Source organism: Vibrio sp. 10N.247.311.49, assembly GCF_041467655.1.
In the GTDB taxonomy this organism is placed as follows: domain Bacteria; phylum Pseudomonadota; class Gammaproteobacteria; order Enterobacterales; family Vibrionaceae; genus Vibrio; species Vibrio crassostreae_C.
In genome coordinates, this window is the sequence record NZ_JBFSVA010000018.1 from 62145 (window position 1) to 74726 (window position 12582).

A 12582-nucleotide genomic window follows, 5' to 3' on the forward strand; every position below is an offset into this window, starting at 1 on the left:
CGCAGCTTCGTTAACACAAAGCACTCAGCGCATGGTTGAGTTGTAGGTTCATAGAATATCAACAATCAAGTTTGTTGACGTATTAATTTTGGAAGTGATTTAAATGAAAGATAGCCTTAACCTCTCCAGTTTATGGCCCGACTTGAACAGTCTAAACGAAATTCCACCACAAACAGCAGATCAGTTGAGTGCCTTGTTTGTGGTGGTTTTGTGGTTTGTAGCGGCATTTTTCTTACTGTGGTCTATATCTGCTTTCATTCGAGCTACTCGTCGTGTGAAGTGGTTAAATCATTTGCTTAATGATGCTGAGAAGGCAAACCCTGCAGATAGTAGACATGACTTAATTGCCAAAGCAGAACTAAAGAAAAATTCAGTAGGGCATTTGTGGCTAGAATTTGATGAAACGCTGTTGGAAGTCAGAGGATCTGACGAGGTGTTACGGTTACATAATACATTTGATGCTGACTATTTCTTCAATAGTTCCACTCTGGCTGGTGGTAGCACTGAGAATAGAATGATAGCTGCAGTACCTGGTTTCTTAACGGCCTTAGGGGTAATCGGTACTTTTGTGGGTTTGCAACTCGGTCTTTCTGACTTAAACATTGCAGGTAATGTTGATGTAAATGAAATGAAAGATGGGGTGGCGGGAGTTATCAATGGAGCAAAAATTGCTTTTATGACATCAGTCTGGGGTGTCCTATTGAGCGTAGCTTTCAATTTCATTGAAAAAATACTTGAACAGATTATTAGGAAAAAGATTAAGGTTCTGCAAAATAGAATTGACAGATTATTCCCTCGATTGAGCGCTGAAAACCAATTGCAATCTATTGCGAATAATAGCCAGCAGTCACGTGAAAGTCTACAAGGGCTAGCTGAGAAAATTGGCGAGAAAATGCAAGAGTCTTTAGTACAGGCAACTCAGGGTATTCAACAAGGCCTGGAGAGCAGCTTAGAAAAAATTATGGCTCCTGCTATTAATAAGCTCGTTGACGAAACCTCTGACGGTAATCAGAAAGCACTAGAGAGTGTTCTTCAATCATTCATGGATGGTTTCGGGCAGCAGGGTGAACAGCAGCGTGTTGCTATGGATAGTGCCTCTAAAGGAGTGAATGAAACTTTAGAATCTATGAGCACATCTTTGGCAGCATTTGTTAATAAGCTTGAAGCTCAGCAGAGCGCATCAACGGAGAGAGAGAAAGAGCTGATTTCTTCGATTTCTGTACAGGTATCTGAGTTAGTAACACAAGGCAATGAGCAAAAGAGAATGATGACCGAGTTTGTGGAGAAACAGGTCTCAGAAATGGGTGAGCAACTTAGCCAGAGAGAGAGTGCAGCTTCGGAAAGAGAACAAAAGTTGGCTTCTTCTATGGAAACGACAATTAAAGAACTTGTCGATAATGTGTCGGGGCAAAGCCGAGTGTTAACAGAATTTGTTAATAACCAAGTAGGTGAACTTACACAAACGTTCTCTAAGCGTGATGAGCAGTCAAGCCTGATGGAAAAAGAGCGCAATGACATGTTTGTTTCTCAAACAAATGCAATGAAATCGGGAACTGATGAGCTACTAGCACAAGTTAAATCAAGTGTTGATATGCAGCAATCTGCGTCTCATCAGGTTTTAGAACAAGGTAAGCATCTTCAAAATAGTATTGAAACTTCTGTATCTGCATCTGCGAGAGCGACAGAGAGTATGCAGCTGTCAGCGGTAGAGTTAAGAAATGCAGCTGACAGTATGAGCGTCTTTGGCTCGAATATTAAAGATGCGGGTAATAAGCTTTCAGGAGCAGTAACTGAAGCTGTAAGCAGTACTAAAGATTTGGCTGAACTGAATCAGTTAAGCGTAGAGAAAATCCACTCCTTGAGAGAGCAACTTGTTGAGGATACAAGTAAATTTGGTGAACTTGCTGATAAGATTAATGGCATGTTAGATAGCGCAGAATCGTCGTTCAATCAATTACGTTCTACTCAAAATGAGTTTTTGACAGAGCAAAAGAGTAACCTGACCGAACTAACTTCAGAAATGAAAAATAACGTGAAGGAACTGAGTGAGCAAATGTCGACCCTACTGGAAGAGTATGCTGATGAGGCAAATAGCCAAACCAATGAACACCTAAAAATTTGGTCAACGACTAGTACTCAATACGCAACGCAGATGGTTAATGCCGTCAATGCAATTTCAAGTGTCGTAGATGAAATCCAAGACAAAGTGAGTCACTAATGCGTAGAGGTTCGCGATACCAATCAAACGGTTCAGTTGACGAAGAAAACCCGTATTGGGTTTCCTTTTCTGACCTTATGTCAGCGCTTCTTGTTATCTTCATACTGGCCGCTGTAGCGTTAATTATTGAACTTACTCAAAAGACAAATGATGTTGAAGCAGGAATAGAAGAACTAAAAAAAGCTGAACAGGCGAGAAAAGACATAATCTATGACGTTAGAGATGAATTAGCTAAACGAAATGTTATCGTTGAGATCGCCGATAATGACACTGTAATACGTATACCTGAGAGCACTCTAACGTTTGCTTCAGGTAAGGATTCCATCCCAAAGAGCCCTGAAGTCCAACAGGCGGTAAAAGATATTGGTGCTGTGCTTCATATGGCTGTTCGAAAGAACGAAAGATTCAAGTACCTAGATACAGTGTTTGTAGAAGGACACACTGATAGTGATGGGATCCATTATCGAGGGAAGGGGAACTGGGGTTTATCTGTAGATAGAGCTATATCAGTCTGGAATGTTTGGCAAGCTGAAGTAGAACTTACACCTAAATTGGGTGAATTAGAAAATGCATTTGGACAGCGCCTTTTTTCTGTAAGCGGTTATGCAGAAACGCGCAGAGCGAATCTACAAGAAGCTAACCAACAAGATAAAAGCCAGAACCGAAGAATCGATATTCGCTTTACGGTCAAGAAACCATCTATTGCTGACTTAGAAAGGATTGTTAATTAGTGCGCCTTCGTATTAAAAAGCTACCGGTAACTTTACGTCATGATCCTTTGGGTAAGTCAATAGAGGAGCTGTCTCAGCTCACCCAGAAACTTGGAGTACTGTCCAAGAACGCTGGTATTGAAAATACTAAATTTAAGTCAGCATACGGTGATGTCTACAAAGCACTGATAGCTAACAAGGCTGTAGAAGATGTAGTAGATACTTCTGTTCATGTGCGAGCGTTGGCAATCTCTTTGCAAACTGACATAAAAAATAAAGTCAGCTTTACTCGTCGTCTTCTCAATAAGATCACAGAAATCGTGGGGAAGCCTAGTGCACTTGTTATTGAATCATTTTATCAGCATTTCCTATCAGAGTATGACCAGCTAACGGATTGTGATGCGACCGCTGAATGGTTATTAGAAGCGAAGCAAAAGAGAGGCTACGAGGGAGAGTTTGATGAGAAACTCCTGTCAAGCAATGGACCTCAGTGGCTCGCTAAGCAAGCAATCGAAAGAAATATTGATTTTGACCATTGGATTAATGAGCTTGATTTACAACATTACGCTAATGGTCGCTATTTGACGACAGCTAAAGGGATCTATTACGTAGAACAGCTTGAAACGATTCCGATCGGTATCGATCATCCATTGTTATCTGAGGTTCAGAAAAAGGCAGTTTTTGAAGCTCAATATGATTCAGAGGACTTGTTAGGACACAAGATTCTGCGAATTTTAATTGGTCGTTCTATTGGTTCTCATATGAGTGAATCATGGATGAATGTAGTGCTTGCTGTGGCAGGAGATCCTCGAGTGCCAAGCTCCAATCCACGGTACATAAAGTGGTGGAGAAATATTGATGCTCAGTTGACTCAAGCGGTTCGGGGATGGTTGTCTAAATTAGACCTTAAGTTGTTCTTAGAGGCTTTGGAGGATTATTCGTATTCCTCATCCAACTATGAACTACAAAGAATGTATCCATCTAGGAAGCATTTTTTAGAAGGAATGTTTGATGCAGGTGTTATTACTAATACACGACTGTATCTGAGTCGAGATGCCGCTCAATATTTGAAACGAAATTATGACGCTAAACACTTGCCAAACTTTTCGACAGTGAAAGATGGGGATAAGTCTATCATCTATGTTCAGATGGAAGGCGCACACATGATTGAGGGAAGCCATAGTTGTTACTTATGGCTTTACAGACACTTAGAACCTTCAGCTTGTGTGTTCAATTATAATATTACTAGTCCAACTTATTCGCAGTTGACCAGTGGATTAAATTACCAAATGACTAATTTATCCGGTGGGGCGACAGCAAAGATTACGCATTCTCCTTCAAGTTATTCTTGGCAGCGACGCGCATTGACTGAACTCAGAGACTTAGGGGTTCAATTGACAGCTAAAGATATTCTTTCTAGTGATGATTATGTCGACTTTAAACAACGTTTCGGAGTAAGAGAATGGAGCTAACTTCTTTAATCAGTAGATTTTTTTCTGGTTTAGATAAAACATCCAAATTTGATTTGGTATGTGATGGTAGCCTTGATTTCACTGCTTCGAAGTCTAACTTAGAAAAAATACGAAGCGGTCGAGCAAATGAGTGGTTCACCGCTCAATTTGTTGCTCTTAAAATGCTTGAAGAACAAGGAGAAGTAACATCGTTTCCCGATGGGTTTATGATGCCTGCATCGACTGCTGTTCGCTTAGATTCAGAGTTGATGACTCTTTTAGGCCTTCCTGAACTTTGGGGAGGAGTAATTGATGCTGACATAAAAGGAAAGGCAAGCAATCCCGATTTTAAAATTGACTTGGCAGTGACTACGCAACAAGGTCGTTCAACGCTTAATTATTCAATTAGTGGTCCTTTTATTAGGTTTGGAAAAGAGGCAGAGTATTTGTTAACACCATCACAGTTGATGGTGTTTGAGGCAAAAAATCTTCATCAAAACTCCGAAAAGTCTGAGTACGATAATTTGCTTTTTCTTCATGCTCTTCAAGAAGCGCAATACCAAGGCTGTCGGTTAAAGTTAAAACATTTTGATAAATTAAGAATTTTAACGCCTAGCTCAGTGACAGTAGATGTGGAGCTTAACGCTAATGGGGACCTTATATTAACGCCTAATATGGGGCAACATGCTAGCCATGAAGCTATCCAGAGGGTGCTAGGTCAATTACAAAGTGATAGTTCGGTTTCTCTTAAAGTAGGAGATGAGATAGTACTTTTTTCTGAGGAAAAACTGAAAGCTGTCAAAGAAGTTATCAGCAATAGGGTTGTACCAAAAAGCCAGGTTAAAGCATTTTTGGAAAATCCCACTGCATTTATTGACGCGAGCTTAGTTGACCTTGATTTAGGGTTTTCTTTAAGGGTTCGTGGTGCAACGACATTTAAGCATGCCTATTTTGGGGAGACGGATGAATCCGGTATTGATTGGTTTGGTACTTCATTAACAACAGAGGCCATTTATCCAATATCAAAGCTCATTGATGCAATTGATGACAGGCCCGCTTTATTAGAAGTAAGCAAAAAACTCGATGACGCTCAACATACCGGAGCTACAGTTTTTGATTACGAAGGGAAGTCGTATGACATTGGTGATCGTGACGCTGTGAGTAAAACACTTGTAGCAATCGAAGACAAAATGTCTAAACCAGCTGGTGATACTTCTGAAGATGAACCTGGAGAGTTGGAGAAGGACTCTAGTGAAAAAGAGATCCATGTTGTTGATATCGATCTAAATGATGAGGAGTTGTCAGAAAACTCCCCGCAGGTTGATAAATTGATCGCAGATATGGCGTGGGAAGGTGAGTTAAATTGGGACAATCACAAACGAAAACCATTCCCGCATCAAGAGGTAGGCGTTAGGTGGATTCTGGGGGTAGAACAGAAGATTCTTACTGAACCAAGTATCAGCGGAGCTTTACTAGCTGACGATATGGGTTTAGGGAAAACCTACATGGCTCTCTCCGCTATAGAGCATATGTACCAACGTATGACGATTGACGCTAAGACTAAGAAACCGACATTAATCGTTGCTCCGTTAAGTCTGCTTGAAAACTGGAAAGATGAAGTAGATAAAACATTTGAAGCGTCTCCTTTTAAAGACATAGTCATTTTGCAATCGGCTGCCGATCTAAACAGATACAAGATGGATGGCGTTGAAATCCGAAATCAAAAGAATTCAGATGAAGAGCTTGAACCTAAATACTCTTTAAAAGTAGGAAAGAACTTTGGTTCCGAACGTCTAGACCAACCACAACGACTTGTTATTACTACTTATCAAACGTTACGGGATTATCAGTTTTCATTGTGCTTAATTGATTGGGGTGTTGTTGTTTTCGATGAAGCTCAGAACACTAAAAATCCTAATGCCCTGCAAACCAGGGCAGCTAAAGGACTGAAAGCGGATTTTAAATTGGTCGCTACCGGTACGCCGGTGGAGAATAGCTTGGCAGATTTTTGGTGCTTAATGGACACTGCCTCTCCCGGGTATTTAGGGACTTATCAGGAGTTCCGTTCTCACTACATTTCACCTATTCTCAAATCTGCCGGAGATGAAGTTGAAGAGGTCAGAGCTAGACTAGGGAGAGAGTTGCGTATCGCGGTGGGTGCTTTGATGCTTAGACGAGTTAAAGAAGATAACCTGAAGGGCCTACCGGCTAAGAATATGTATGCTGGTGGACACTTTGATGGGTGGGAGTACCTGAAAGAATTAGAATCTACGATGGTCGGGTATCAGCGCGATGTCTATGAAGGAACGATAAGTAATCAAATTGAAAATGAAGATAGTCATGCCTTAACTACATTAATGAGATTACGAGACAGTTCATTACATCCGAGATTAAGTGACGGTGGACGACTAGAACTTCCTAGAAGCAGTAAAGTGGCTCGTGAATTATATCTAGAGTCGGGGAAATTAAGTTCATTGCTTGAGACTCTTGATAGAATTAAGAGCCGACAAGAAAAATGCATCATTTTTGCCGTAAATAAGCGTCTACAGAGCTTTTTAAGCATCACCCTCGGTCAAATCTATGGTTTAGGGCCACTGTCGGTAATAAATGGTGATGCCAAAGCTGTAGCTAAAAGAAAGTCAGTTCCAACTCGTAAATCCATGATAACGGACTTCGAAGCTAAAGAAGGCTTTAATTTGATTGTTATGTCACCAGTGGCGGCGGGTGTTGGTTTAACTGTCGTTGGCGCTAATCATGTCGTCCATCTGGAGAGGCACTGGAACCCAGCTAAAGAAGCTCAAGCAACCGATCGGGTGTATCGAATTGGGCAAACAAAAGATGTTCATATTTACATCCCTTTGTTACATCATCCTGAGTTTGAGTCGTTTGATGTCAACCTTCATAGGCTACTAACGCAGAAAACTTTATTGAAAGACGCTGTAGTCACTCCAGAGGATGTTGTACCGCAGCCATCTGGTGTCGGAGGGAGCATTACTGGGGATCTCATTAATAAACGTATAACACCTGACGAGTTGGACAAATTGAGTTGGCAGCAATTTGAGGCTCTGTGTTTGACGCTCCTGTCCAAGCATTATGATAGTGAAAGCGCGTGGTTAACGAATGCTGGTGCTGACCATGGTGCCGATGGTGTAATCCTGACTCAGTCGGGCAATATTCTAATGCAAGCTAAATATACGCAACGAAGATACGATGGATATAAAGGTATACAAGAGATTCACTCTGCTAAGCCGATTTATGAATCTGAGATGCAGAAAACTTTCGGCCGTTTAGTATTTATAACTAACTCACCATCGTTAGCTAAGCGAACTGATGATATAGCTAAAACATGCGGGGTTGAGGTTATCGATAGAGCTAAGCTGCTAACATATCTAGATGAGAATGAAGTGACTTACAAAGATGTTCTAACTCGTCTTGAGAAGCGTAGGCTTAAGGTGTGAAAACTTTATAATACGTGCTGGTACCGTTTATGGTCGACCAGCATGTTTGTTTTGTAAAAGTAATCTGCTCTTCAGATAAATTTAGTGCTGATCTTGTCTCAGAAGTTGAGTTTTTTCCGAAGTAACACCTGAGGTAACATCTTAAAACTCTACTTTTATATTGTTCATTTTAATCAATTGGATAGGTTGGATGGTAGAGTCCAGTAGCGGCACCAAATTCGTTCTTCATGAACAAACAAAAAAGCCCACCTAGCGTGGGCTTTTTTGTGCCTGTAATTCCTTGTGTTATCTCGTTCTTTATGAACAATCAAAAAAGTCCACTGAATGTGGGCTTTGATGTAGATCTTGTCGTCTTCTAAGCTAAGCTCGAATGATCATTTGCTCGCGCTCAGGACCTACCGATACCATCACGATTGGCACACCCATCAGCTCTTCGATACGAGTAACGTAATCTTGCGCTGCTTGAGGAAGGCTCTCAAACGTGCGGCAACCCGTGATGTCTTCATCCCAGCCAGCCATATCTTCATATACGGGCTTTAGCTCAGCCGTTTGTGGCCAAATCGGGTTCTCTGTGTGCTCTCCTGAGTAAGCAGTACAGATCTTAAGCTCAGACAAACCAGACAGGCAATCAATCTTAGTCAGTGCGATTTCCGTTGCAGCTTGCAGGTCAACACCGTTGCGAGTTGCCACTGCATCAAAGTAACCCATATCACGTGGTCGACCCGTAGTTGCGCCGTATTCGTTAGAGCTTTCGCGGAAGCTGTCTTGTTCTTCCATTGCAGTTACTAGCGTGCCAGTACCAACAGACGAGCTGAATGATTTAGCAACAGCGATAACACGTTCAGGACGAAGTGCAGGTAAACCGCTACCAATGCCAGCATAAGCTGCGGTTACATTCGAAGATGTTGTCCAAGGGTATTCACCGTAGACAAGGTCGCGACCTGCGCCTAACTGAGCTTCAAACAGTAGGTTTGCGTCTTGTGATTGCAGCGCTTTAAGCGGCTCAGTTACGTTGCAGATGAACGGGCGCCACGCTTTAGTTACTTCAAGTAGCCATTCTGTCATTTCAGAAGCAGTCTGGGAGAAGTCACATTGAGGGTAGAGCGCTTTAAGCTGAGGCATCTTCCAATCAAGTAGGAATTGAATACGCTGCTCTAAAATTTCAGGTTGATTCAGCCAACCGACAAGAATGCCTTTCTTCATTACACGATCGCCGTACGCTGGTGCAATGCCTTGACGTGTAGAGCCGTAAGCGCCATCGCCCAAACGCTCTTCTTCAAGCGTATCTTCAAGAGCATGTAAAGGGAGACACAGTGTCGCACGATCTGAGATCGCCATTTTCACTTTGATGCCAGCCTCTTGAACTTCTGCAATCTCTTCAGTTAGCGCAGCAGGGCTGATCACCATGCCAGGGCCAAGAACCGCCGTACAATTAGGATTAAAAATACCACTAGGTAGTTGGTGCAGTTTGAATGTACCGAAGTCATTTACCACAGTATGACCTGCATTGTTTCCGCCTTGGAAACGAATGCTAGCAGAAGCTTGGTCTGCTAAAAAATCGACGATGCGGCCTTTGCCTTCATCACCCCAGTTTGCGCCCACAACAACGATAGATGGCATAATTTTTCTCCTAACTGATTGAGGAATCATGTTAGGCCTATAAGGTGGATAAGAGAAATTAATTATCTTTATTATCTTGATAAGGATTTCATATATCCTTAAAGTCTTAAGCTACAAACGAGATTCCCTATCACGTTCGTTCCTCACTGTAGGGAATGACGATGGGGCATTCTTTACTTTTAGGGAATGATATTAGTGACACGAGAGAGAGGACATGATGCTCGATATTAATTTGTTGAAGACGTTTGTGACGCTTGCGGAGTACAAGCATTTTGGGAAAGCGGCCAATGCACTGCACATGACACAACCCAATGTGAGTTTGCACCTAAAACAACTGGAACAACAAACACGCATAAAGTTGATAGAGAGAAGCCCTTTTCAATTGACTCAAGCGGGTGAACGGCTATTGGAAACAAGCCAAAGAACGCTACTCGAACTGCAGATTTGTCAGGCCGATCTCAATGCCATTAACGACCTTAAAATAGGGACGTTAACCATTGCCGTAAGTGACATCATTTCTCGATTTTTGCTAATTCGTCCGTTCCAGAAGTTCAAAGCGCAGTATCCCGGTATTGACCTTACGCTCTTGAATACCACGTCATCTCAGGCATCGAATTTAGTTAAAAATGCTCAAGCGGATATTGGTTTTGTTATCGCCAAAGAGCAGCACAACGAGTCTTTGTATTTCACTAAGCTGCAAGAGCTTTCTTGGTGTGCGCTTGGCGATGGGTTTGATATCCGAGACTCTGATGCAGAGCTCACTTTGATTCTACTAGGTCATGATACGAGAACGCGTGACTTTATTGATGAAGGTTTACCAAGCCTTAATCTACCTAATTATAGGGTGATGGAAGTAGGGAGTGTCGATGCTCAAATCGACTGGGCAGAAGCGGGATTTGGTGTGGCTATTGTCCCGGAGTTTGCGGTATCAACCAAGCAGCACCTGCATTCGAAAGTGACACCATTGACCAACTTCTCGAGCACCAGTCTTGGTTATATTGTTCGGCAGAACCAAGTCTTGTCGAAAGCAACCAAGCAGCTGTTAGGTTGGGTGAATGATGAGATTATTTCATTGCAAAACAAATAAATACAATCATTGAGTTTGACTCAATCAGCCCACCTCGAGTGGGCTTTTTTGTCCCTGGAAAGCCTCGTTTTTACTGAATCAATAATCTTTGGAACAAACTAGCGCTCACCATCAACTATTCGTCCCGCAAATCAGAGTTTCAAAATTCATCGTTGACAAAGTTTGATAATCAAACTAAATTTCAAATTATTACTTTGATTGTCAAATTACTTGTCAACCAAAGGGCTTTTATTTGCAACGATCATCTAACCACAAACACAAGCTAAGGACGCCATTTTGAGTTTTCCAACACGTCACCAACACAACTTTTCTTCACATAACAGTCAAGGTGAGAAACGCACGTTCTATGTCCTGTTATTGACCGTCGTTACCATGGTTGTCGAAATTGTTGCAGGTACTATTTACGGCTCGATGGCATTGCTTGCCGATGGTTGGCACATGGGGACGCACGCCGCAGCGTTTGGTATCACCTTATTTGCATACCGTTATGCGAAGAAACATGCCGAGAGCGAACGTTTCTCTTTCGGTACTGGCAAAGTCAGCGTGTTAGGGGGCTACACCAGCGCGATTGCATTGGGGATTGTGGCATTGTTGATGCTGGTGGAATCAGTACATCGTTTGTTTAACCCACAAGCGATTCAGTTCAATGAAGCGATCATCGTTGCTTGTATTGGTTTAACTGTGAATGTGGTGAGTATGTTTTTACTTGGCGATCACCATCATGATCACGGACACGAGCATGGCCACAATCATAGTAAGAATCACGGTCATTCACATAGCCATGAGCACGACAGCGACCATGGTCATAAACATGGCGAGCATCACGGACACCATCATGATCACAACCTACGCGCAGCCTACATGCATGTGTTGGCGGATACTCTAACTTCGCTGCTTGCGATTGTTGCGCTGCTATTTGGTAAGTTTTACGGTTGGAACTGGTTAGATGCAGCAATGGGAATGGTTGGCGCATTCGTGATTGCTAAGTGGACGATGAACCTTATGAAACAAACCAGCCCAATCCTGCTGGATGAGAATATCGACCAAGATTATCGTGACTCAGTGACCAAAACCTTAACGCCTTATGCGTCGGTCACCGATTTCCATATGTGGAAGGTGAGTGGGCATCACTATTCAGCAGCGATTACTCTTGAATCAAACAGTGATAAAACCGTCTCTGAATATAAACAAATGCTCGCCAAGTTTGATAAGATTAATCATCTTACTCTTGAAGTGCATTCAAACGACCATGCGAAATATAGAACAGCTTAACCAAATACTGACTGAGTTCTACGATAAAATGTCTTCGTGGGAGCAGTCTGTTGTCAAAGAGACGGGTTATTCCCTGGCTCAAGTACACACCATTGAAGTACTTGGTATGCATGGTGCGTTAAGAATGAAAGAGCTCGCTGAAAAGTTGGGTATTACCACGGGTACACTTACTGTTCAAATAGAAAAGTTGGTTAAAGCTGAATTGATTGAGCGCCATGAACACCCAACAGATCGTCGTGCGATTGTGGTTGCCTTGACGGATGAAGGGCAGAAGATACACGTTCACCACAATCAGCTTCACTTGAATTTGGTTAATGAGCTGACGCAAGATATCGAAGAAGACGAGAAAGCGGTGTTATTGAAGTGCCTAACCAAGATGGTAAAAGCGTTTTAGCCAGCCTTGAATTCGCACCTAACTCTTTAGCTGCAAAGCGATTGACTAGAAAATCAAAAGATGGACCTGACTCGAATTGAGTAGGTCCATTTTTTTCGCCGTTTACGCTCTACTGTACAATCATCAATAGACGGATTCACTGTTTAAAAACCAAGTCAAAACCTCCAATATTGCGCTTCGCTCGTGCTCTTCTGGAGAGCCAAAAAAATGTCATCATAAGTAATGCATCCAAATGTGCGTCAAAGTCTTTTAATTCAATGCCTTGTATACCATGACATTCAAGCCATTTATGTTCCGTCAAATAGCTGTCTCTCACTTTTATCATTCAACTAATGTACATGTATTCAATTTGTGTTATTGATGCTTTTATCT

General features: G+C 42.1%; 8 protein-coding genes. 7 read left to right on the forward strand and 1 reads right to left on the reverse strand.

Features of this window, described 5'->3' with window-relative positions; all coding sequences use genetic code 11:
- Positions 1-103: 103 nt before the first annotated feature.
- The 4 genes from zorA to AB6E54_RS16640 are packed head-to-tail and all read left to right on the forward strand — an operon-like array spanning position 104 to position 7837.
- A complete protein-coding gene (gene zorA / locus AB6E54_RS16625; RefSeq protein WP_372106263.1) occupies positions 104-2218 on the forward strand; it encodes an anti-phage ZorAB system protein ZorA in 2115 nt (704 codons plus the stop codon).
- Positions 2218-2949, forward strand: a complete 732-nt coding sequence (locus AB6E54_RS16630; protein ID WP_017083526.1) for an OmpA family protein — start codon at positions 2218-2220, stop codon at positions 2947-2949. Before zorA ends, AB6E54_RS16630 begins: the two co-directional genes overlap by 1 nt.
- The gene (locus AB6E54_RS16635; RefSeq protein WP_102393903.1) at positions 2949-4400 is read left to right on the forward strand and encodes an EH signature domain-containing protein; all 1452 of its coding nucleotides are present in this window, start codon (positions 2949-2951) and stop codon (positions 4398-4400) included. The genes AB6E54_RS16630 and AB6E54_RS16635 overlap by 1 nt, the downstream gene beginning before the upstream one ends.
- Positions 4391-7837, forward strand: a complete 3447-nt coding sequence (locus AB6E54_RS16640; protein WP_372106264.1) for an SNF2-related protein — start codon at positions 4391-4393, stop codon at positions 7835-7837. The genes AB6E54_RS16635 and AB6E54_RS16640 overlap by 10 nt, the downstream gene beginning before the upstream one ends.
- A 360-nt stretch (positions 7838-8197) precedes the next feature.
- Here the strand turns inward: AB6E54_RS16640 and AB6E54_RS16645 are convergent, their stop codons facing one another.
- A complete protein-coding gene (locus tag AB6E54_RS16645) occupies positions 8198-9457 on the reverse strand; it encodes an adenylosuccinate synthase (protein WP_017059182.1) in 1260 nt (419 codons plus the stop codon).
- A 214-nt stretch (positions 9458-9671) separates the two neighbouring features.
- Between AB6E54_RS16645 and AB6E54_RS16650 the strand changes: the two genes are divergently transcribed.
- The 3 genes from AB6E54_RS16650 (at position 9672) to AB6E54_RS16660 (ending at position 12210) form a co-directional block, all read left to right on the forward strand.
- Positions 9672-10544 (forward strand): LysR family transcriptional regulator, encoded by an 873-nt coding sequence (locus tag AB6E54_RS16650; RefSeq protein ID WP_017059183.1) that lies wholly within the window; start codon positions 9672-9674, stop codon positions 10542-10544.
- A gap of 276 nt (positions 10545-10820) precedes the next feature.
- Positions 10821-11816, forward strand: coding sequence for a CDF family Co(II)/Ni(II) efflux transporter DmeF (gene dmeF, locus AB6E54_RS16655; protein WP_017059184.1), 996 nt, complete (start codon positions 10821-10823; stop codon positions 11814-11816).
- Positions 11794-12210, forward strand: a complete 417-nt coding sequence (locus AB6E54_RS16660) for a MarR family winged helix-turn-helix transcriptional regulator (protein WP_017059185.1) — start codon at positions 11794-11796, stop codon at positions 12208-12210. Before dmeF ends, AB6E54_RS16660 begins: the two co-directional genes overlap by 23 nt.
- Positions 12211-12582 lie beyond the last annotated feature (372 nt).